At 55.4% G+C, this 21,497-nt stretch carries 24 protein-coding genes and 1 riboswitch; of the genes, 3 read left to right on the top strand and 21 right to left on the bottom strand.

Features of this window, described 5'->3' with window-relative positions; all coding sequences use genetic code 11:
• Positions 1–3 precede the first annotated feature (3 nt).
• The 4 genes from TPH_RS08795 to TPH_RS08810 all read right to left on the bottom strand — a co-directional run bounded on the left by TPH_RS08795 (position 4) and on the right by TPH_RS08810 (position 3,964).
• On the bottom strand, positions 4–567 hold the full coding sequence (locus tag TPH_RS08795) for a class E sortase (protein ID WP_015050847.1): 564 nt from the start codon (positions 565–567) through the stop codon (positions 4–6).
• Positions 568–881: 314 nt separating this feature from the next.
• Positions 882–1,073, bottom strand: a complete 192-nt coding sequence (locus TPH_RS16535; RefSeq protein ID WP_015050848.1) for an FmdB family zinc ribbon protein — start codon at positions 1,071–1,073, stop codon at positions 882–884.
• A 39-nt stretch (positions 1,074–1,112) separates the two neighbouring features.
• Complete coding sequence (locus TPH_RS08805; RefSeq protein WP_015050849.1) at positions 1,113–3,599, bottom strand: FAD-dependent oxidoreductase; 2,487 nt, start codon at positions 3,597–3,599, stop codon at positions 1,113–1,115.
• A gap of 77 nt (positions 3,600–3,676) precedes the next feature.
• Positions 3,677–3,964 (bottom strand): ArsR/SmtB family transcription factor, encoded by a 288-nt coding sequence (locus tag TPH_RS08810; RefSeq protein ID WP_037998969.1) that lies wholly within the window; start codon positions 3,962–3,964, stop codon positions 3,677–3,679.
• A 243-nt stretch (positions 3,965–4,207) separates the two neighbouring features.
• Between TPH_RS08810 and TPH_RS08815 the strand changes: the two genes are divergently transcribed.
• Positions 4,208–4,867, top strand: a complete 660-nt coding sequence (locus TPH_RS08815; protein WP_015050851.1) for an S-layer homology domain-containing protein — start codon at positions 4,208–4,210, stop codon at positions 4,865–4,867.
• Between the two features lie 151 nt (positions 4,868–5,018).
• Here the strand turns inward: TPH_RS08815 and TPH_RS08820 are convergent, their stop codons facing one another.
• Together TPH_RS08820 and TPH_RS08825 are read right to left on the bottom strand one after the other, a co-directional pair.
• Positions 5,019–5,267: a motility associated factor glycosyltransferase family protein gene (locus tag TPH_RS08820; protein WP_015050852.1), complete on the bottom strand. Its 249-nt coding sequence runs from the start codon at positions 5,265–5,267 to the stop codon at positions 5,019–5,021.
• Positions 5,268–5,384: 117 nt separating this feature from the next.
• Positions 5,385–7,034, bottom strand: coding sequence for an IS1634 family transposase (locus TPH_RS08825; RefSeq protein ID WP_015050853.1), 1,650 nt, complete (start codon positions 7,032–7,034; stop codon positions 5,385–5,387).
• 213 nt (positions 7,035–7,247) lie between these two features.
• On the opposite strand from TPH_RS08825, the gene TPH_RS08830 reads away from it, so the two are divergent.
• The gene (locus tag TPH_RS08830) at positions 7,248–7,907 is read left to right on the top strand and encodes an S-layer homology domain-containing protein (protein WP_015050851.1); all 660 of its coding nucleotides are present in this window, start codon (positions 7,248–7,250) and stop codon (positions 7,905–7,907) included.
• Positions 7,908–8,058: 151 nt separating this feature from the next.
• On the opposite strand, the gene TPH_RS08835 is transcribed toward TPH_RS08830, so the two are convergent.
• The 15 genes from TPH_RS08835 to TPH_RS08905 form a co-directional block, all read right to left on the bottom strand.
• Positions 8,059–8,706 (bottom strand): thiamine diphosphokinase, encoded by a 648-nt coding sequence (locus tag TPH_RS08835; protein WP_148275893.1) that lies wholly within the window; start codon positions 8,704–8,706, stop codon positions 8,059–8,061.
• Positions 8,707–8,776: 70 nt separating this feature from the next.
• Positions 8,777–9,418, bottom strand: a complete 642-nt coding sequence (locus TPH_RS08840; RefSeq protein ID WP_015050855.1) for an MtnX-like HAD-IB family phosphatase — start codon at positions 9,416–9,418, stop codon at positions 8,777–8,779.
• A complete protein-coding gene (thiE, locus tag TPH_RS08845) occupies positions 9,415–10,053 on the bottom strand; it encodes a thiamine phosphate synthase (RefSeq protein ID WP_015050856.1) in 639 nt (212 codons plus the stop codon). The genes TPH_RS08840 and thiE (TPH_RS08845) overlap by 4 nt, the downstream gene beginning before the upstream one ends.
• The gene (gene thiM / locus TPH_RS08850; RefSeq protein WP_015050857.1) at positions 10,032–10,835 is read right to left on the bottom strand and encodes a hydroxyethylthiazole kinase; all 804 of its coding nucleotides are present in this window, start codon (positions 10,833–10,835) and stop codon (positions 10,032–10,034) included. Before thiM ends, thiE (TPH_RS08845) begins: the two co-directional genes overlap by 22 nt.
• Positions 10,808–12,034: a putative hydroxymethylpyrimidine transporter CytX gene (cytX, locus tag TPH_RS08855; protein WP_015050858.1), complete on the bottom strand. Its 1,227-nt coding sequence runs from the start codon at positions 12,032–12,034 to the stop codon at positions 10,808–10,810. The genes thiM and cytX overlap by 28 nt, the downstream gene beginning before the upstream one ends.
• Positions 12,027–12,830: a bifunctional hydroxymethylpyrimidine kinase/phosphomethylpyrimidine kinase gene (gene thiD / locus TPH_RS08860; protein ID WP_037999276.1), complete on the bottom strand. Its 804-nt coding sequence runs from the start codon at positions 12,828–12,830 to the stop codon at positions 12,027–12,029. The genes cytX and thiD overlap by 8 nt, the downstream gene beginning before the upstream one ends.
• Before the next feature lie 5 nt (positions 12,831–12,835).
• Positions 12,836–13,153: a thiamine-binding protein gene (locus TPH_RS08865; RefSeq protein ID WP_015050860.1), complete on the bottom strand. Its 318-nt coding sequence runs from the start codon at positions 13,151–13,153 to the stop codon at positions 12,836–12,838.
• Positions 13,140–14,441 (bottom strand): phosphomethylpyrimidine synthase ThiC, encoded by a 1,302-nt coding sequence (thiC, locus tag TPH_RS08870; protein ID WP_015050861.1) that lies wholly within the window; start codon positions 14,439–14,441, stop codon positions 13,140–13,142. The genes TPH_RS08865 and thiC overlap by 14 nt, the downstream gene beginning before the upstream one ends.
• 2 nt (positions 14,442–14,443) lie before the next feature.
• Positions 14,444–15,115: a thiamine phosphate synthase gene (thiE, locus tag TPH_RS08875; protein ID WP_015050862.1), complete on the bottom strand. Its 672-nt coding sequence runs from the start codon at positions 15,113–15,115 to the stop codon at positions 14,444–14,446.
• A 13-nt stretch (positions 15,116–15,128) separates the two neighbouring features.
• The gene (gene thiF / locus TPH_RS08880; RefSeq protein ID WP_015050863.1) at positions 15,129–15,788 is read right to left on the bottom strand and encodes a sulfur carrier protein ThiS adenylyltransferase ThiF; all 660 of its coding nucleotides are present in this window, start codon (positions 15,786–15,788) and stop codon (positions 15,129–15,131) included.
• A complete protein-coding gene (gene thiH, locus TPH_RS08885; RefSeq protein ID WP_015050864.1) occupies positions 15,788–16,888 on the bottom strand; it encodes a 2-iminoacetate synthase ThiH in 1,101 nt (366 codons plus the stop codon). The genes thiF and thiH overlap by 1 nt, the downstream gene beginning before the upstream one ends.
• Positions 16,889–16,904: 16 nt before the next feature.
• Positions 16,905–17,675, bottom strand: a complete 771-nt coding sequence (locus TPH_RS08890) for a thiazole synthase (RefSeq protein ID WP_015050865.1) — start codon at positions 17,673–17,675, stop codon at positions 16,905–16,907.
• A gap of 4 nt (positions 17,676–17,679) precedes the next feature.
• Positions 17,680–17,880 (bottom strand): sulfur carrier protein ThiS, encoded by a 201-nt coding sequence (gene thiS / locus TPH_RS08895; protein ID WP_015050866.1) that lies wholly within the window; start codon positions 17,878–17,880, stop codon positions 17,680–17,682.
• Between the two features lie 44 nt (positions 17,881–17,924).
• The gene (locus TPH_RS08900) at positions 17,925–18,956 is read right to left on the bottom strand and encodes an AIR synthase family protein (RefSeq protein WP_015050867.1); all 1,032 of its coding nucleotides are present in this window, start codon (positions 18,954–18,956) and stop codon (positions 17,925–17,927) included.
• A 119-nt stretch (positions 18,957–19,075) separates the two neighbouring features.
• Positions 19,076–19,177: riboswitch (TPP riboswitch) on the bottom strand.
• Between the two features lie 277 nt (positions 19,178–19,454).
• On the bottom strand, positions 19,455–20,669 hold the full coding sequence (locus TPH_RS08905; protein WP_015050868.1) for an MFS transporter: 1,215 nt from the start codon (positions 20,667–20,669) through the stop codon (positions 19,455–19,457).
• A gap of 355 nt (positions 20,670–21,024) precedes the next feature.
• Here TPH_RS08905 and tsaA point away from each other — a divergent pair, with 355 nt between their 5' ends.
• On the top strand, positions 21,025–21,468 hold the full coding sequence (tsaA, locus tag TPH_RS08910; RefSeq protein WP_015050869.1) for a tRNA (N6-threonylcarbamoyladenosine(37)-N6)-methyltransferase TrmO: 444 nt from the start codon (positions 21,025–21,027) through the stop codon (positions 21,466–21,468).
• Positions 21,469–21,497 lie beyond the last annotated feature (29 nt).

A 21,497-nucleotide genomic window follows, 5' to 3' on the forward strand; every position in this document is an offset into this window, starting at 1 on the left:
GGCTCAGGTTTCGGCAGGTAAAGCCCTGACAACTATCCTGCGACCGGAGCTAACAGGAAGATCACAGGTGATGAGGGTCAAGCTGCTGCTCGCGCTGGGTTTAAGAACTGAGAGATCGTCATCCGGCACCGTCTGCACGCTTTCCACAATATAGGTGATCTTCTTGCCGCCGGAGGATATGAAGATCTCGTCCCCCTGTTGCAATTCGTCAAGTTCCCTGAACCACGCTCCAAAGACATTGCGGTGTGCTGCTATAATGACATTCCCAGGCATTCCCGGGTAAACTCCACGGGCATCCAGTCCGGGGCCTTTACTCAGGGCTTTACTCTCCGTTCCTTCGACAACAACAGCCTCCAGGGAAATGGCCGGAATCGTTAGAAGAAAGGGAGGTCTGATGCAGGGTGGCGTTTCTGGTGCCAGTGCTGCAGGCCCTGCAGCCCTCTTATCCCGCTCCAGCTCCTGCCGCATCAGAAACTGGCTATAATAACCGTATCCTTTGCCCAACAGGGGCGTCAGAATGAGTAGCAGACCAACGGCAATCAACAGCCATCCGATTTTGCGGCGCACTTTTGCTCCCCCCGGATAAGTCGCACTCAATTCTTTATTCAACCGGCAGCTGCCCGATCCCTGCCTTCCCAAAGCACGCAGAAAAAAGATGCAGCCGGCTGCTGCAGCAACAACTATTCGGGATATCATTCAAGCGGCCGAACCGGCCGTGGAAAGAGGCAGATAAGCGCAGGGCAGGAATGCGAATCTTAGCGAAGCCTGCGGTCGATGTAAAAAGGGCTTTTTCGAGGGCAAACGCCCGTCGCTCGAGAAAAAGCCCGCAGGTTTTTTATAGAGGTTTTATAGAGGGCAAACTACCCCCGGCATCAGAACCTTCAGCCGCCGGTAGGTGTTTTACCCCCGCTTCCGCAGCTTTTAAAAAAGGACTTCACGGAAAAAGGCGAAATCAACCGCCTTACGTTCTTTGCGCCGCACTTCGGGCACTGCACGTTGCTCTTTTCCGAAAAACTCGCCAAAACCGAAAACCTCTCATCGCATACCTTGCAGCGGTACTCATAAATAGGCATCAGAATCACCCCTCATTCAAATCGTTGATTAGTTGCCGGTTAAATAAAGAGAGTGGTCCCCGACTTATCCGCTTCATTGAGAAATGTAGCCACTCCGCCGATTTCCACCCCTTCGATCAGCTCCTCCTTCTTGATTCCCATAATCTCCATAGTCATATTGCAGGCCACCAGCCTTACGTTCAAACGCCGGGCCTGTTCAATCAACTGTTCCAGGGAGGCGACGTTCTTCTGCTGCATGATCCGGCGGATCAGGCGCGGCCCCAGCCCCAACATATTCATCTTGGAAAGCGGCAAGCCGGTGCTTCCCTGGGGCATCATCTTGCCTAACAGGCGCTCCATAAAGCCCTTGTTCAAAGCGACCTGGGGTTTCCTGCGCAGGATGTTCAACCCCCAGAAGGTAAAGAACATGGTGACCTTCTTCCCCATGGAGGCCGAACCGTTGGCGATAATAAAAGAGGCTATTGCCTTATCGAGGTCACCGCTGAAAACGACAAAGGTGTTCTGATCCCTGTTTTGGGGGACTAATGAAGATGCCACAGCATCCGAAGCGGTGCCGTCTCCCCGCCCCTTCCTGATCAGGGCCTTGATAACAGCTCCTTCTTCTTCGACTTTCAGCAGCCGGTTTCCGGTGTTGGCACACCAGGACTTGATGTCGTTCAGAAATCCCGGATCGGTTGCCGAAACCGCAACCATATCTCCATCTTTGAGGTTCTTCATCGTCTGAAAAACCTGTACGATCGGCCCCGGGCACTGCAAGCCGCGTGCGTCTATTTCCACCGTCTTCCCGGCCGGTGCAGAACTCACTTCAGTTTTCCTCATCTGTTCCGCATCTTGCTCCCCGCTGGCCATCGGATCCTGCTTCATCCACTTCTCCTCCTCCTTCACCGGATGGTAGGTCAGCCATCCACCGCTCAAGTTCCTGACCTTCGGAAAACCGTTCTGTACCAGAATGCGATACGCCAGGTAACCCCTCAAACCGACCCGACAGTAGATTATGATCTCCTTATCCTTAGGGATCTCCCCCAGGCGCCTTCTGATCTCGTCCACAGGGATGTTCACCGCACCCGGTATATGGCCGGCCTCAAACTCGGCCGGTGTGCGCACATCGATAAGCAGGGAGGACGCTCTGTCAAGCCCGTCGATCTGGTGCCAGTGGATCACCCGCAGATCACCGTTGACGATGTTTCCGGCCACATACCCCGCCATGTTCACAGGGTCCTTGGCGGAAGAAAAGGGAGGAGCATAGGCCAGCTCCAGTTCCTGGAGGTCAAAGACCGTGTCCCCCCTCCTGATGGCTGCCGCCAGAACATCTATCCGCTTGTCAACCCCTTCGCGCCCGACGATTTGGGCACCCAAAATCTTCCCGCCGGCCGGATCGAAAAGCAGCTTGATGTGCATGGTAACGGAGCCGGGATAGTAGCCGGCGTGGGAACCGGGATGGGTATAAGATACCTCATAGGGTATTCCCAGGTTCTTCAAAATCTTCTCATTGGCACCTGTTGCCGCAGCGACCAGATCAAACACCTTAACAATGGCCGTACCCTGGGTTCCCCCGTAAGCAGCATCCCTCCCGGCAATAATATCCGCCACAATGCGCCCCTGTTTGTTGGCGGGGCCTGCCAGCGGAATCACAGTTTGCCGGCCGGTAACAAAATCCTTAAATTCGATGGCATCACCAATAGCAAAAATGTGCGGATCGGAGGTCTGCAGGCGCTCATTGACGAGAATACCGCCCTGCTCCCCGACGGCGAGCCCCGCCCGCCTGGCCAGCTCCACTTCCGGCCTCACGCCGACGGCCATGATCACCAGTTCGACCGGGATCTCCCGGCCGCTTTGGAGGACGACCTTCTCCACCAGCCCTTCCTTCTGCCCGAAGGAACCGACACCGTCATTGAGAATCAAATTAATCCCCTTATCCCTCAGGTGATGGTGCAGGAAAACGGCCATCTCGTAATCCAGCGGGGGCAGCACCTGGTTCGCCATCTCTATTAAAAAAGTTTGGATGCCCAGCCGGTGCAGGTTTTCCGCCATCTCCAGCCCGATAAAACCTCCCCCCACCACCGCAGCCCTGGTTATCTTCCTCTCTTCTATGAACCCTTTGATGGCGTCCACGTCCGGAATACTGCGGACGGCAAAGACATTCTCGGCTTTACTCCCCGGTAGCGGGGGAAGCACCGGGGAGGCCCCCGGAGAGAGGATTAAATAGTCGTACGATTCGGAATATGTATGCCCGCTTCTTTCCCGCACCACAACCTCTTTCTTGTCGGTCCTGATCTCGATCGCTTCGCTGTTGACACGAACATCGATATTAAAGCGGTCCCGCATCACCTGCGGGGTCTGCACCAGGAGCTTTTTCCTGTCGCTGATGACCCTGCCGACATAGTAGGGCAGCCCGCAGTTGGCGTAGGATATATGCTCTCCTCTTTCAAAAATGATTATCTCCGCCTGTTCATCCAGGCGCCGCAACCTAGCAGCAGCACTGGCACCACCGGCCACACCGCCGACGATCAATACTTTCTTCCCCATCACTTAACACCCCTTATCCATATATAATAATAAACTGATATAAAAACCACAAAATAGCCCCCCGCATGGAAGGCGAACTAACCGAACAAAGCCCGAACTATCTTTTTGGAATCCTCGCTGACTACGCTGTAATAAACCTCCGACCCGCAACGCCTTCCTTCAATGATCCCGACACTGCGCAGCTTAGCCAGATGCTGAGAAATGGTCGACTGGGGCATCTCCAGACAGGATTGTATGTGAGAAACGTTACAACTTTCCTGCGCCATCAAACCCCTGACTATACAGAGCCGCACAGGATTCGCCAGAGCCTTCAAAACCTCCGCCTTTTCCTTAAACAACCGTGGATTTGTAGTATAGGTCTCCAATCCCTCTATTGCCGCTCACCTCTAGTCCGGGTCGCTACTTTTTCTTTATTAATATATTACAATATCATGATGCTATGTCAAGGTAAATTTTGTATTCCAGGATTAAATTTATCTTGAGTTGAGACTTCTTTTACGAAAAAGGGCAGAAACCGTCCCCCTCCTGAAGTTCGAATTATAGTGTAAGTCAGCTGGGGATTTCTGCATAAATAAAATAGACAAAATGAAGGGAGGTCGAGAAACATCATGATGAAAAGACGCTACCTAACGCTAACCTTAGCGGCAATGCTTTTGCTCGGCATCATAGCGTCCCCCGCCTGGGCTGCCGCGGGGACAAGATTTTCCGACATCAAAAACCACTGGGCAGCTCCCCAAATTAATTCGGTCTGCAGTCAGGGAATCATGAACGGCGTGGGAAACAGCCTGTTCGCCCCAGACCGGGCGATAACAAGGGCAGAGCTGGCCGTCTGCCTCAATAACGCCTTCAAGCTGGACACCGGAGACAAAGAATTGGGCGAGGCTCCTTCCCTTGAAGACTACTACGACGATGTCCAACCGGGAAAATGGTTCAGCGACGCCGTCCTGTTGTGCGCCATCAACGATATCTTTCCAACCACCAACAGAAGCTTTAACCCGAGCGCACCGGTAACCCGCATTGAGGCCGCCCAGGCGATCGCAAAATGCTTTACCGCAAAAAAGATACCCGTTACATACATTATGATCTGGCCTATTTATAAAGATCTGACCGATGAGGAAACAAGCAAGATAGTTTTCGCCAGCAATACCGGGATCATGAAGGGATTCAACGGCTATTTCCGCCCCTACGATCCCATGACGAGGGCAGAAGCCGCCTGCGCCCTCGACCGCACGGTGTCCATCATCAAAGAATGCGAACTGGCAGAGTAACACCAGGGAAAGAGAGCGCCGGTGGGATCCGTCTCGGCGCCCCCCACGAACGGTTTTAAAGGGCAGCCATCGCAAAGCGGGCACTTTCGTGCCCGCTTAAATTTACTTTAAAGTCAACCGGCCTCTTCTTCAGGGAGCTAAAAACCGCCCCTTATTCCGGCAGACTGCGGTAGTGAAAAACAGCCAGGATGCCGGTAGCGACCCTGATGCAGGGATGCGGCCTGGTGATGACGTTAGAAACCGTATACTGACACCTTCCGTCCAGATCCGCATCCTGTAAGGGATACCGAAACCCCTCCTCGGTCAACCCGGTCGCCCGGTCACCCAGAACCAGTACGGATACGGTGTCCCCAACACTGCCCGGGACGATCAGCTGCCTGTCGACCAGATAGATGGTCAAGTCCGGTGACTCGAAGCGAACCTCGATACCGTCCTGAGTTTATCAGATGACCCTGCTCAAACCCGCATGAAACCTGAAAAGTTTTTTTAAAAAGCGCGCATTTTGCCACTACTTTCCCTAATCCTGGAAGTCATCAGCAGCAATCACATTGTTCGGTTGTTTCATGCGCAGCAGGCGCAGTATCTTTTTGCTCAAATCAGCTCCTTTGGTTTTAATGTAGTAAGCCCTGCCATCAATCTCGACTTTGGCGAAGTTCATGGAATTGATCGCCTCCCGGATCTTTTCCGGAGAAGCCTTGATTCCGGCATTTTGCAGCCTGAGTTCCAGGGTGCGGGCAAGGAGAAAGGCAAGAAAACAGACCACGAAGTGCCCTTTGATCCGCATCTCCGTCCAGTGGAAGACCGGCTGCACCTCCAGGGTGGATTTCATGATCCGGAAGGACTCTTCGATCTTCCAGAGGTTGTGGTAGGCGTCCAGCACCTCTTTCGCACTCAGGTCTTTCTCATTGGTCTGGATGCCGTAGTAGCCGTCGAACTGTTCATCCCGTTTAATGGCTTCTTCATCCAGAACCCAGTCGGAGTCGGCGCCGATTTCTTTAAGAAATCTCTTGCCGCCCCGCTTGTTGCTGGATTTGATCCTCGATTTGTCGGCGAGCAGGGTTTTGGCCTTTTCGATTAACCTTTCCCGGTCTGCCCTGTCTTTCCTGGCTCTTTTTTCGGAATAGGTGACGATCAGGTTCTCTTCCAGGTTGTAAACTTGGCCGTCTTCGTCTTTAAAGCTGTTGATGTAGTCAATGATTTTGTAGCGTATCCTGTCTTCCGGCTCCGTTGAGTCAGAGGATATGATCTCCTGATAGCCTTCAGGTGAGAAGATCTCCTTTTGCACGCTTTTCTTCATCCTTTTCAAGCGGGAGGCAAAGATGTAGCTGTAATCTTTGTCCAGGATCTTTTTAAGGTTGAGCTTACCGTTGATCCCCCGGTCGGCGACGATGATCACCTTGCGGATGTGGAACCTCTCCTTCAGCTTTTCCAGGGCTTTCTCCAGGGTATTGCCGTCAAAGGTGTTCCCCGGAAAGAGGTCGTAGCCGATGGGTCTGCCTTCACAGTCGAGCAAAAGTCCCATCACTACCTGCACTTCGTTGAACTTGCCGTTTTTGCTGAAGCCGAAGTCCCGCAGACTGTCAGGCTTAACGCTCTCAAAGGAGAAGGTGGTGACATCGTACAGAACCACGTCCACCTGCATGTTGAAGAGATTGACGTTCTTGTAAAAGAGCATCTCTTCCAGTCTCTCTTTGTTTTCGCAGAGGATATCCAGGGAGCGGTAGAGGTGGTTTAGGTCTATCTTCGGCATGTTCACGTACCGCTGCTGGTTGTTGAAGGTGCTCAGCTTGCTCATGGGGTCTAACAGGTGCTGAACGGCCATCAGGAAGCAGGCATCGTTCAGGCTGAACTGGATCTTGGTGCCTGCAGTAAGGGATGGCAGGAATTTGTGCAAACCGAACTCCTTCCAGATTTTTTGGTAGACGAGGTAACCCCAGTTTAAGATCTCCGCCTCTGATGCGTTGTTCAGATCAAGTGTTTGCTTTTGCTTTGCTTTGGAGAGTTCCAGAAGGCGCAGGGCGAGGCGCTGGATGCTGGGATTGTTCTCGAGCAGGTCGAGCCTGCCCAGGTTGAGCAGGACTTCGTGTTTGGTCCTGCCGTTTTCCCGGTAGGACCTGACCAGCTGTACATATTGGTAATTGTTTGATTTAGTAATCTTCAGGAACATGCCTGTATTATACCATAATAGCGCATGGATATGCCAGCTTGAACGGTATTTTTATCAAAAAAGTTTGCCACTACACTTTTTGCAAATTTTCATCTCCCCATTGCCAAAAATGCCGTTGTTAAGCCATTTTTCGTTTTGGAATTCGGCCAAAATCGGGGTCAACTGATAAACTCAGGATAAAATAGACAAAATGAAGGGAGGTCGAGAAACATCATGATGAAAAGACGCTACCTAACGCTAACCTTAGCGGCAATGCTTTTGCTCGGCATCATAGCGTCCCCCGCCTGGGCTGCCGCGGGGACAAGATTTTCCGACATCAAAAACCACTGGGCAGCTCCCCAAATTAATTCGGTCTGCAGTCAGGGAATCATGAACGGCGTGGGAAACAGCCTGTTCGCCCCAGACCGGGCGATAACAAGGGCAGAGCTGGCCGTCTGCCTCAATAACGCCTTCAAGCTGGACACCGGAGACAAAGAATTGGGCGAGGCTCCTTCCCTTGAAGACTACTACGATGATGTCCAACCGGGAAAATGGTTCAGCGACGCCGTCCTGTTGTGCGCCATCAACGATATCTTTCCAACCACCAACAGAAGCTTTAACCCGAGCGCACCGGTAACCCGCATTGAGGCCGCCCAGGCGATCGCAAAATGCTTTACCGCAAAAAAGATACCCGTTACATACATTATGATCTGGCCTATTTATAAAGATCTGACCGATGAGGAAACAAGCAAGATAGTTTTCGCCAGCAATACCGGGATCATGAAGGGATTCAACGGCTATTTCCGCCCCTACGATCCCATGACGAGGGCAGAAGCCGCCTGCGCCCTCGACCGCACGGTGTCCATCATCAAAGAATGCGAACTGGCAGAGTAACACCAGGGAAAGAGAGCGCCGGTGGGATCCGTCTCGGCGCCCCCCACGAACGGCTTTAAAGGGCAGCCATCGCAAAGCGGGCACTTTCGTGCCCGCTTAAATTTACTTTAAAGTCAACCGGCCTCTTCTTCAGGGAGCTAAAAACCGCCCCTTATTCCGGCAGACTGCGGTAGTGAAAAACAGCCAGGATGCCGGTAGCGACCCTGATGCAGGGATGCGGCCTGGTGATGACGTTAGAAACCGTATACTGACACCTTCCGTCCAGATCCGCATCCTGTAAGGGATACCGAAACCCCTCCTCGGTCAACCCGGTCGCCCGGTCACCCAGAACCAGTACGGATACGGTGTCCCCAACACTGCCCGGGACGATCAGCTGCCTGTCGACCAGATAGATGGTCAAATCCGGTGACTCGAAGCGAACCTCGATACCGTCTTCTACAAACCTCGAAGCATTGAAGAGGTTGCAAAGGGTGTGGTCGAGGCGGGAGCCGGTTCCGCCCCAGACCGCCACCTCCCGGGCGCCCTCCCTCCGGGCAAGCTCCAGGGCCAGGTGGGTGTCGGTAAAATCCTTGTCCGGCGGGTGGATTTCCAACCTGACACCTGCCCCTTCTAATTGAGAGCGGTCCTCCTCCCGGATGGAATCCAGATCCCCTACGATCCAGTCCGGGACAATGCCCAGCATCCGGGCAACACCCGCCCCTCCGTCGGCACAGACAACCCGGTCGAACAACCGCAGGCGATCTCGATACCAGGCGAGGTCGCCGTATTCCCCATTGGCCATGATCAGAAACCTCATCATCCACCCTCCCCCGTACTTACCAGACAAATGATATGAAGTAGAAAAAGGAACTAGAGCTTTCTTAGCCTGTTCAACCGCAGGATTCCATCCTCTTCACCGCTTCAATTATATCCCCGAAACTATCGAAAGGAAGCGCAGGGATACCCTTCTCCCGGCAGAACCTGTACAGCTTTTCCTTGGCAAACACCAGGTCGGCATGAGCGGCAGGGCAGGTATCGGAAGAACCGTCTCCGATATATACTACCTGCTCCCCGGCCTCTTTCAGCTTCTCCATCAATTTTTTCTTGCAAGTCCCGCAGTTTCCGCACTCCGGGTTGAGATAAGGGCACCTGATTTGAAATCCGTTATCGTAGATCAGCTTATTGGCAAAATACGGCACATCGATCCCGTATCTTCTGAAGATAGTATCAATGTTGAAAGCGTAACCGTCGCTCAAAACATAAACCCGGTAGCCTCTCTCCCGACAGAAGTTCAGGAAATCCTTAAAAGTGCCGTCGATCTCAATGCCCTCCACCAGCCTCCTGATATCGCCAAGATCGGCCCTGAAAAGCTGAAAAGTCCTGTTGGCACACTCCTCGGTGGAAAGTTCTTTCCTTTCCCACATTTCGTTAATTTCCTGCCAGCCGTCGGCGGCAAAGGCCTCCACCATCGCCTCACATGTGTCTTTCCTGGTGATGGTGCCGTCGAAGTCCGTGAAAAATACCCGTTTCATTGCCGCCTCCAGGCATTGCGGAGTTCCCAGGCCGCCCTCTCGATATCCCGGCTCCCCAGGATGGCAGAAATGACAGAGATCCCGTCGACCCCCGTCTCTTTAACCGCTTCTATATTATGTAAACCAATCCCGCCGATCCCGACAACCGGGATGGAAACGGTGTCCTTGATCCTGCGCAGTCCTTCCACCCCGATGGGAGGAGTGGCCACCTCCTTGCTTCCCGTCGGGTAGACGTTCCCCGCTCCCAGGTAATCGGCGCCTGCCCTTTCCGCCTGCAGCGCCTCCTCCTCATTAGAGACAGAACACCCCAGGATCTTTCCCGGCCCCAGCAGTCGCCTGGCAATTTCCACCGGGAGATCCTCCTGACCCACGTGCAGGCCGTCGGCATCCACCGCCAGGGCAATATCCAGCCTGTCGTTGATGATCAGCGGAATTCGATGGCGATCGGCAAGCATCTTCATCCGGACGGCGAGCTCATAGAATTCCCGGGAGGAGGCCTCCTTCTCCCGAAGCTGGAGCAGAGTAATGCCCCCTTTGATAGCTGCTTCAACGGCCTCAAAAAGATCTCGCCCGTTGAGGATCCCCCGATCCGTTACCAGATACAAGGTGTAATCTACACGAGCCGGATTCTGCATCTTTTTGCCACCTCCTCCCCCGTCAGAGCATAAACAGCATCAAAAAGCCGCACTCTGAAGGTGCCGGGAGTAGTTGGCCCGGCAAGCTCAGCCGCCATTTCACCGGCGACTCCCATCGCCGCCATCGCCGCCGTACTGGCAGCGAAGAGATCGCTCTCAACAGCTGCGGCAGCTGCTACAAGCGCACCCGCCATACATCCTGATCCCGTGATCGCACCAAAGAGAGGGGTACCGTTGTCCACCAGGCAGGTGCGCCTGCCATCGGTCACCACATCGGTTTTGCCGGTAGCCACCACCACAGTGTTCAAACGCTCCGCCAGGGTTCGGCAGGCTTCAGGTAAGTCCTCACCCTCATCCACCGAATCCATACCTCTCATCTTCCCCGAATACCCCGCAAGGGATTTGATCTCCCCCGTGTTCCCCTTGATCACCGCAATCCTGGAGCATTCAAGCAGCCGGTCGATGACATCCATCTTCCTGGAGATCGCTCCACAGGCCACCGGATCGAGCACAACCGGCTTCCCCAGCTCCGTCGCCCTGCGGGCTGCAGCTATAGCTGCCTCCTTCTGCTCCCCGGTCAGCGTCCCAAGGTTGATGTAGAGCGCCGAGATTGCAGCCGCAAACTCCTCAACCTCTCCCCGCACCTCCACCATTGCTGGTGAAGCGCCGAAACAGATAAGGATGTTAGCAACATCGTTGACTGTAACATAGTTGGTTATGCACTGGACAAGAGGCGTGCTTTCCCTCACCCTTTTCATGACCTCTGCAATTTTGTCGACCATGTCTCTCTTCCTTTCACAATAAAGTTGTGCTTCACAAACCGGAAGAACAGATAAGAAGTTGCCGTGGCGAGCATAGAGGGTATGGTTGAGCCGATCATCAGGTCAGATCTGACCACGGCATAGTAAACAACAACACCCACTGCCGCCGCAAGCAAACCCTCGATATTGAAGAGATCGTCTGCCCTGTCTTCTCTGAACAGGAAGTAGTCCATGATCACAACCGAAAAGGTGGGAGCAAAGAGCGAACCGATCATGTACAGAAAGTTCTGGTACTGCTCCATCGGGAAGAAGAGGGCGAGCAGCGTTCCCAGCCCGGAGAAAATCAGGATCAGGTTTTTCCTGGCGATCCTGGAGGTGAGATTCAGTGTGGACATCACAGCAGAATATACATCCAGGAAGGTCGTGGTAACAGTCGACAGAACCACTATCAGCAGGGCAGAGATCCCGAGATTGAGCTTCATCAGAACAGCGATAGGGTCTGGGGTGCCGGCATAGACCGCCGACAACAGCCCCGTTATGTACATAAATGAACTGCCCACAAAGTAACCTAAAAAGCTCCCCCAAAAGCTGCCCTTGGCGCTGCGCCCAGACATAGTATAGTCGGAGATCAACGGCACCCATGAGAGGGGCATGATGACGCTCAACTCCAGGGCGGTTCCGAAGGAGATACTCCCCGCGACCCTGTGCGCCCCTTCACCAGGGAGGATCGCATTCAACATGACGAGACACAACATCAGCAGGAGGATCACTGCAACATTATTTACCAAGTTGATCCCGCGGTCAATGTATAATGCCCAGACGGCAACAAGGATGCCGGTGACGATAACCAGCACGGCAAAGTTCTGAAAACCGAATAGCCGTCCGGTGATCGTCTGCAGCGAGCGGGCGCATTGAATAAGCATAATCGCCGTCCAACCCACCAGCTGGATGATGTTGAAGATGGAAATGAGATAAGAGCCGTACCTCCCGAGGGAGAGCCTGCTGGAAATCAGAGAGGGGCTCCTCCTCCCAAATCCGATCATCCCTACAGCTGCCAAGATCAGGGTCCCGATCAGGTGCCCAATCAGGATGGCTGCAATTCCCTTTTTAATTCCAAGAGGAGCGATCAGGCTACCTGTCATGATCTCCGCTAGAGAGACGGCGGCTCCAAACCAGAGGGCGAAAAAGCTGAATCCTCCAATCCTTCTTGCTTCATCCATGAGAGCTCCCCTCCCTGCGGTAGAGATAAAAGTGATCGGTAGGACCCACTCCTCTGCCGAGGCTGAAGGAGTGTTCGATGGCGCCGGTAATGTACTCCTTGGCGCGCCTCACCGCCTCCGACACCGGGTGGCCGTCGGCCAGGTAGGCGGCTATGGCCGAGGAAAAGGTGCAGCCGGTGCCGTGGGTGTTTTTGGTCTCTATTCTTCTTCCGCGAAGGTGCCTGAAACACTCACCGTCATACAGCACGTCGACGGCCTCACCGGTAAGATGCCCTCCCTTGACGACTACGTTTTTTGCCCCGAGCTCATGAATTCTGACGGCAGCCTCCTCCATCTGGCTCAAATTTTCGATCTTCATACCGGTGATCACCCCGGCCTCAAACAGGTTCGGGGTAACCACCTCCGCAATGGGGAACAGCACCTTCACCAGCTCTTCACGGGACTCCGGCCTGAGCAGGTGACAGCCGCTCTTGGAAACCATGACGGGGTCGACCACAATATGCCGCGCCCGGTGCGCCCGCAACCTCTCCCCGATGACATCGATTATCTCCGCGCTGGAAACCATTCCGATCTTTACCGCATCGATCTTGATGTCTTTAAAGAGGCAGTCGATCTGGTCCCTGATGATCTCCGCATCCAGCTCTCTCACGCTCACTACCCCTGTTGTGTTCTGGGCGGTTACAGCGGTGATCACGCTCATACCGTAAACGCCTAAAGCGGCGAAGGTCTTCAGGTCGGCCTGGATTCCCGCCCCTCCGCAGGAATCGGATCCGGCAATGGTCAGTGCTACTTTCATTGCGCTCATTTCTCCATCCCTTCCCTGTATTTTCCTATCTTCTCCTCTATGGTCACTCCACCGGCTTTGCAGTCGATCTTCACTACCGACAGCACCCGACCGGCTCCGTGCCGCAGGCAGAGCTTCTGCGCCTCTTCCACTATCTCCAGCAGCCGGTGCAGTTCCCCCTCCATGGTGGTCTCCATGGGCCCCACAACGTATTTCACCCCGGATTTCCGAATCAGCTCGATCACCCGGTCCACCATGGGGTAGAGATCCTCTTCGGGAACACCGGGTATCACCTGGAGGCTGACGTTGCAGAGGAGTACCTTATCTCCCGCCACCGGTATTCCCCCCCATGACCTGGTTCATGTTGCGCACGGCACACATTTTGCCGCACATGGTACAGGTGCTCTTATCTTGCGGGAGGGACTCCTCCCGGTAACGCCTGGCCTTTTCCGGATCCAGGGCCAGCTCAAACATTCTCTCCCAGTCCAGGCTGCGCCTGGCCGCGCTCATCTCGTCATCCCACCGGCGCGCCCCGGGCACCCCTTTGGCTATATCGGCGGCGTGAGCGGCGATGCGGGAGGCAATGATCCCCTCCTTCACATCATCCAAGGTGGGGAGACGCAGGTGCTCCGCCGGGGTGACATAGCAGAGAAAATCAGCTCCACTGGCGGCAGCAAGCGCACCACCGATGGCGGCGGTGATGTGGTCGTACCCCGGAGCAATATCGGTCACCAGCGGCCCCAGGACGTAAAAGGGCGCACCGTGGCACAGCTTTTTCTCCAGCAGCATGTTGGACGCAATTTCGTTGAGGGGCATATGGCCCGGCCCCTCGATCATCACCTGAACATCCTTTTCCCAGGCCCTTTTGGCCAGTTCCCCCATGACGATCAGCTCCTGAATCTGGGAGGAGTCGGTGGCGTCCTTAACGCTGCCCGGACGGCAGGCATCGCCGAGGCTAATGGTTACGTCATATTCCCTGCAGATGTCCAGGATCTCATCATAATACTCGTAAAAAGGGTTTTCCTGATCGTTCATTTCCATCCAGGCAAAGAGCAGAGAGCCCCCCCTGGAGACGATATCGGTCAGCCGCTCCCCCTTCTTAAACCTGGCGGCGGTCTCCCGGTTAATCGCGGCATGGATGGTCATAAAGTCCACCCCGTCCCGGGCGTGTTTCTCCACCAACCCCAGAAACTCCGAGGCGGTGATCTCCCGCAACTCTTTTTCATAGAAGCCGACGGCGTCGTAAACCGGAACGGTGCCGACGGCCGCCGGGGACATCTCCACAAGCCTGCGCCTGAATTCCTCGGTCTTGCCGTAGCAGCTCAGGTCCATGATGGCGTCGGCTCCCAGTTCGACGGCCAGCCGTGCCTTCTCCAGCTCTCCTTCAACGTTACAGCAGTCGTTGGATACCCCCAGGTTGACGTTGATCTTGGTGCGCAGCCCCTGCCCTATACCGCACGCGTCCAGAGATTTATGATTCTTATTTGCCGGAATCACAACCTTGCCCTCGGCCATCAGCTTCCTCAATCCTTCGGCATCCATCCCCTCCTTCCGGGCGACGATCTCCATCTCCCGGGTAACAACCCCTTTACGGGCGGCTTCCATCTGAGTTGTATACTCCATATTCAGCCCTCCTGATTTCTGGTTATTGCCTTCATGGCTCTTCTCAGGGACTCCACTTTGGCCTTGATATCAGGAGCCCCCACTATCTCCGTCACCATGGCGATGCACCTGGCCCCCCGGCGGGCGACCTCGGCGATGTTGTGCTCCTTGATCCCACCGATGGCCACAAAGGGAAGCCCGATGTTCCGGACGACGAAATCCAGGTACTCGAGCCCCACCGGGTCGCAAACGTCCTTTTTGGTCCTGGTGGGAAAAATCGGCCCCACCCCGATGTAGTCCACCGCCCCGCAGCTCTCGGCAGCCCGGGCCTGGGCCGGGGAGTGGGTGGAAAGCCCGATGATCATCCCGTCACCCACAAGCTTTCTCACCTCTTCCGGCGGCAGATCATCCTGTCCGAGGTGCACTCCATCCGCGCCCACCAGCAGGGCGAGATCCACATCATCATCGACAATGAAGGTGACACCGGCCTCCCCGGTCATCTCCCGGATCTTCAGGCACTCCAGGTATTTCTCCCGGTCCTTCTTATCCTTTTCCCGGTACTGGATCACCCTGATGCCGGCATCAATCATCCCGGCCACCACTTCGATGTTGGTTCGTCCCAGGGAGTACTCTTCAGCCGTGATCCCGTAGATGTCCGCCTCCAGCAGGCCGGACAGGCCGCGCCTGGTTACCATACCGTTCCCCTCCTTACGGTTGCTCATCAACAGCGTTATCGAACACGCGCTCTACTTCCCCCAAAAAGTAGCTCAACACCACATCGGCCTGTTTTGCCGCCGCAGTGCACACCCCCGGCGCCAGGGGAGGGAGATCCGGTCCCACCCCCGATACCAGGTCGCCCACCAGGTAAAAGTTATCCCGGAGGCGGCGGATCCTGATGCCTTCACTTCTCCCCCAGCCAGCCAGGCCGGAGGCGGCCACCAGGAGCTTCGAGGTATCCAGATAGGCCTCCACAAGCAGCTTCTTGGCTTCAGGGCGGTCGAAGGCTTCCACCACGGCTTCGCAGCAGGCAAAGAGCTCCTTTACATTCCCGGCATCGATCCTGGCGTGAACGGCCTCGATCTCCAGGTCAGGGTTGACCAGCAGCAGGTTTTCTTTCAGAGCGTCCACCTTTCTGCGCCCCACCTGGGCAGCAAAGTAAAACTGGCGGTTCAGGTTGCCGTAGTCTACAGCGTCGCAGTCCACGATCCTCAATCTCTTAAAGCCGCTCCGCACCAGGAAGAGGGCACAGTTGGAACCCAAACCCCCGGCGCCGGCGATGCCGACCTTAACCTGCTGGATCCTGGCGAGCCTCTGCTCGCCGAGGACCTTGGAAAGAGCATCCTCAAAACCGTTCCTGGCTGCCGCCATCAAACCATCTGCCAGTCCTTATAGACCGGCTGATAACCCTGGGAATAGATCATTGCCGCCATCTCGGCCACACTGCGCCCGTCGGAGATTTCGAACTGTCCGACGGCTTCGGGGTGGGAACGGCCGCCTACCGCCGTATTGGACCCCGCGGACATCTTGGTTACCCCGAGCCTGACGAGATTGTCCCGCAGTTCCGCCCGCTCCCTGCTGGATATGGTCACTCCACCCCTTGGCATGAACAGCCTGAAGGCCAGGATGTACTGCACCAAATTCCTGTCGGTGATCTTCACCGGGGGTTCAAATCCCCCCAGCTCCGGCCGCATGCGGGGCGGGGAGATGCTGATCTCCACCCCCGGATAGGCCCTCTGGAGGTAGTCAGCATGCAGCCCTGTGAAAAAGGCCTCGGTCCTCCATTCATGCAATCCCAGCAGCGCCCCGATGTTCACCGTCCTCATCCCCGCCCGGCAGGCTCGCTCGGGGGCCTCCAGGCGGTAGCGGTAATTCCGCTTCGGCCCTGCGGGATGCAGCCTGGCGTAGACCTCCTCGTCATACACCTCCTGGTACATGCAGAACCCATCCACTCCGGCATCGACCAGCTCCCGGTACTCTTCCTCCTCCAGGGGGTAGACCTCGATCCCGATGGAGGTGAAGTATTTCTTTAAGATCTCAACGCACTCCATGCTGTAGGAGACCGGGGACTTGCTCCTGGACTCCCCTGTGAGGAGAAGGATGTGCTTCAAGCCGGTGGCGGCGATGATCCTGGCCTCTTCCTCCACCTCCGCCGGGGTGAGCTTCTTCCGCTCCAGCCTATTGGTGGCCTTAAACCCGCAGTAGAGGCACTGGTTGGTGCAGTAGTTGGCCACATAGATGGGTGTGAAAAGCAGGATCACCCTCCCGAAATGCTGCACGGTGAGGCGGTGCGCTTTTTGGGCGATCTCCTCAAGGTGCGCCTCGGCTCTAGGTGACAGCAGGGTCAGGTAGTCCAGCGGCGTGAGGCGGTCCTTGTTGATTGCCCTCCTGACATCGGCATCGGTAACCTGCTCGAAGAAAGCGTCAAAATCAAAATTTTCGTACTTTTTTCGTTCCTCGTAAAAGCTCATCACCTGTCCCCCCTGCTCAATCCCTCAAAAACCCTGTCAGGGGTGACGACGCCCTGGCATACTCCACACTTTCCCCCGGCCCCGCCAGATAGGCGAGCCTCCCGGCCGCAACGGCCAGGCTGAAGGCCCGGGCCATGGCCACCGGGTCCCCGGCCGTGGCGATAGCGGTGTTCACCAGAACTGCTGCCGCTCCCATTTCCATGGCCTCCGCCGCCTCCGAGGGCCGCCCCAGCCCGGCGTCCACGATGATGGGAAGGGGTATTTCGTCTATTAATATTCTTATAAGCTCCCTGGTTCTAAGCCCGCGGTTGCTCCCTATAGGTGCTCCCAGGGGCATCACCGCCGCCGCTCCAGCTTCCACCAGCTTTTCGGCCACCATCAGGTCCGGGCTCATATAGGGCAGGACCACAAATCCCTCTCCCGCCAGAATCTCCGTGGCCTTGATGGTTTCGTAGTTATCGGGAAGGAGGTATCTGTTGTCCGAAATAACCTCGATTTTGACCCAGTTGCCGCAGCCCGCCGCTCTGGCCAGCCTAGCGATCCTCACCGCCTCCTGAGCGTTCCTGGCACCGGAGGTGTTCGGCATCATGATACAGTCCTCGGGGATATAGGCGGCTATATTTTCCTGCTCAAATTCCATGTCCACCCGCCTCAGAGCCACGGTCACCACCTGCACGCCTGCGGCTCTGACCGCCTCAGGAATCAGGCGGTTTGAAGAAAACTTGCCGGTTCCCAGAAAAAGGCGGTTGGTAATCTGCCTTCCCCCGATCTCCAAGACATCCACCACTTTTTCATCCTCCCTCTACGAATCTCAGAATCTCAACACGGTCGTTTTCTTTGAGCATGATCCCGTCCCAGCGCTCCTTCTGAACCAGGTTGTAGTTGTGTTCCACGATGATCGTATCGGGATTGAGCCTCCTTTGGGCAACTAGCCCGGATAGGGTGAGGCCGTCCGGGACATCGGTTGCTTTGCCGTTCACGTAGATATTCAAGACAGTTCCCTCCCAAAACCGGCTTTCTTTTGAGAATTTATCGGCTAGTCATCTTTCTGAGACAGGGCGCTGAAAAAGGCTTCCCAGAATCGGTCGACAGGAGGCGGCAGGAGCTTCCGCTTCCGCCCGCCGTCCTCAATCCAGTAACGCCCCTCTTCCAGCGGTACTACCTGCCCGATTTCGGCAGCCGGGATTCCGGCCCGTTCAAAACCCTGCAGCAGTTCTCCGGTTTTGTCCGAGCCACAGGTCAGAACCAGCGTCCCTTCGCTGATCACCTGAAAAGGGTTCAGCTTAAAGAAATCGCAGATGGCCCTGACATCGTCCGGTACGGGCACCTTATCCCTCTCGATCCGCAAGCCCACCCCAGAGGCTTCGGCGATCTCCCAGAGCCCGCGCTCCAGGCCGCCCTCGGTAGCGTCATGCATGGCATGGACTCCTCCAACGTCGGTAGCCGTGGCTGCATCGGCTACCACCGACATCTCCCGTAACCTTAGCCTCGCCCGTTCTACCAGGTGGCCGGAAATGCCGGCAGCCAGCAATTTATCGCCAAACTCACTGGCCAGCACACCTGCCGCTTCAATGGCCACCCCTTTGGTTACGATCACGGCATCGCCAACCTGCGCCCCGGCAGGGGTAACAAAATCCCGTCCCAGCCCCCAGACGGTGATTCCGCCAATGGTCGGCACTGTTACCGAACTGTAGTAACCCGTATGCCCACCGACGATAGTAATGCCCAGTTCCCCGGCGGTTTCGCTGATGCTGCGGACAAGTGCCTCTATATAATCATCGGGGGTTCCTGGAGGCAACAGCAGCGAATAGGTCATGAACTGCGGTTTAATCCCCGTAACGGCCACATCGCTGGCACCGATGTGCACGGTGATCCAGCCGAAATCCCCGGGGGTTGTCGTGGGCCCCGGGAAAATCGGGTCCTCGGCGATGGCCATGTACTCATCTCCGATCTTGACGATCGCGGCATCCACTCCCATCCGGGGGCCGACAATCACCTGCGGTTTCGCGGCCCCTGTGTGCGGCAGAATTGCCCTGCGGAACAAGTCGTCGTTTATCTTACCGATCATCCCGTTCACTCCCTGTTATTGCTTTGCTTTTCTCTTGCTTGCTCAACTTCCAACGGACGCCAAACCCGCTTATTGGGAAACAAAAAAGCACTCCCCAGCAAAGAGAGCGCTCACAAGAAATCTGACACTATATCACATCCCTTCGCTGGCATTACCCAGATCAGGTTCAAAGGGTTGGCGGTTTCCCGCCTCTCAGCCTTTCGGCACCCCCGTTTTTTCATTAGTTATATTATTTATCTAGAGCAACGCTCTGTCAAGGAGTGCATTTATTACCGGAAAGGGAGGACGGGTAGCGCGCCCCCCTTTATCCGGCAGCCTTTTCGCTCCCATTCTAGCTTTAATTAAAGACTGACCCACCACAGTTCACGCCCTCCGAAACGAACCCAGCCTGCCAGGCCCCCGGCAGCATGAATGTACCGCTCACCGCCATCATGCCGGGATCTGCCGGACATTTAATGATCGACCGGTAACACTTAACACCCTTCGCCGATAACGATATCAGATGCGGGACGATACCACCTCGACCTCCTGATTCATCCGGGCCAGCTCCTTTCTGCCGGGGAGCAACAGCGTCAATAGCAGCCCGAACACCGGGAAAATAATCATCGCATGAAAAGCTGCCGGCAGGCCCCAATGGTCGGCGACCCACCCCAGCAAAGTGGTTCCGACGCCGCCCATCCCGATCCCAAAACCCAACGTCAGGCCTGAGGCAAGCCCGACATTATGGGGCAGGAGTTCCTGGCCGAAAACCACCGTCACAGCAAAGGTGGATACGACGGCACACCCGGTCAAGGCCACTACAGTTATTAACCAAAAACCCTTTAAGTGGCTCAACAGGTATAAGAGAGGGATAAGCAGCGCCATCGAGAGCATGATCATCGTTTTCAACCCCCAGCGGTCGGCAAGGCGGCCGCCGATAAGCGTTCCCACAGCCCCTGCCAGAAGAAACAGTGAAACCACCGCTGCTGCGTAGGTGTTGGTGTGATGCAGGTAACGAACGTAATACTGGGGCAGAAAAGTGACGATTCCCAGATGAATCCAGGAACGCAGGATGATCACCAGAACCAGAATGAAAACCGGTAAAAGGTACTTCCAACCCCTGCCCAACCCCTTCTTCGAGGAGCGGTTGCGGGGATTGTTGACATCAGGCATCGATTCGCCGGTTTGAGTGCGATTGATAGCAGACAGATTGAGCCAAAGGAGCAGAGCCATAACCCCACTTAACACCAAAAACCCTACCGTCCCCTTAAGCCCCGCCAGCTTATAAAACAAACCGGCCAATAACGGTCCGGCCGCGAAGCCGAAATTGCCCCCCACCGAAAAAAGAGACATCCCCGAGGCCTTGCGCTCTCCGCTGGCAAACCGGGCGAACTTAGAACCCTCGGGATGGTAGGCAGCAACTCCTAATCCGCTGACGAGAACGGCCAACAGCAGAGGCAAATAGCCGATGGTGAAGCCGGTGACGGCCATACCCAATCCCGCCAAGAGGCAGCCCACGGGCAGCAGCCAGGCCGCCCTGAAACGGTCGCTGAAAACACCGAAGAGCGGCTGGATAACCGAAGAACTGAGGTTGAAAGCGAGCATCGCCGCACCTACCTGGAGCTGGCTGAAATGCGCAAAGAATGTCAGAATGACGGAAAGCGCTCCCTGGTTGATGTCGGTAACGGCATGTCCTGTCCCCAACAGTCCGAGCAGTTTTTTGTTCATTTTCATGATGGTCGTCCCCTTCTGTGTTTTTTTCTTCTTTTGGAAAGCAGCGGCTACTGAACAAGTATAACAGAAAATCAATTCAATGAAGAAGCCGAACCCCTTGGGGTCAACCGGCCGGTCTTTTTGCTATAAGAAGAAGAAAATGTAGTAATTCAAAGGAGGAATTATCAAAGTTCTGTAGAATAAGTCTCTAAGTAAAAAATGACGAACTTGGTGAAGCCTCTTTAAGATTAATTAACAAGAGAAAGCAGAAATGTAACGGCGCCACGAAGGTGCGAAATCTTCCAGAAGGAAGAGCCTTGGTGGTTTTTTTATTTTATCAGGGTAGCGATGCGCTCGTTTCAGGAGGTGAATCCATTTGGAACTGGTGCCTGTCGGCGTGGTGCACAGCCCTTATCGAGAAAAGTCGGAAGCTCCTTTTCAGGGGCGTTTCTCCGAGGAAACCGTAGAACTGGAAATCTACCCCCGCTTTGCCGACGCCCTCAAGGATGTGGAAATGGCCGATTATCTGATCGTCCTCTACTGGTGCCATCAGGTAAAGCGGGATGTTCTGCAGACGAAGACACCGTGGGGCCCGGAACTGCGAGGCGTTTTTGCCTGCCGCTCCCCGGCCCGCCCCAATCCTATCGCTTTCTGTGTTGCCAAACTCCTGAAGAGAGATGGCAACCGACTGCTGGTGCGGGGGGTTGAAGCAATCGACGGCAGCCCTCTGCTAGATATCAAGCCCTACTCATCCGAAATTGACAGCGTTGCCAATGCCCGCATCGGCTGGCTCAACAAAAGCGTTTTTCCGGTAAAGTGACCCTTTCAGAATATCCATCATTTCGATAA

Source organism: Thermacetogenium phaeum DSM 12270, from assembly GCF_000305935.1.
Lineage (GTDB): Bacteria > Bacillota > DSM-12270 > Thermacetogeniales > Thermacetogeniaceae > Thermacetogenium > Thermacetogenium phaeum.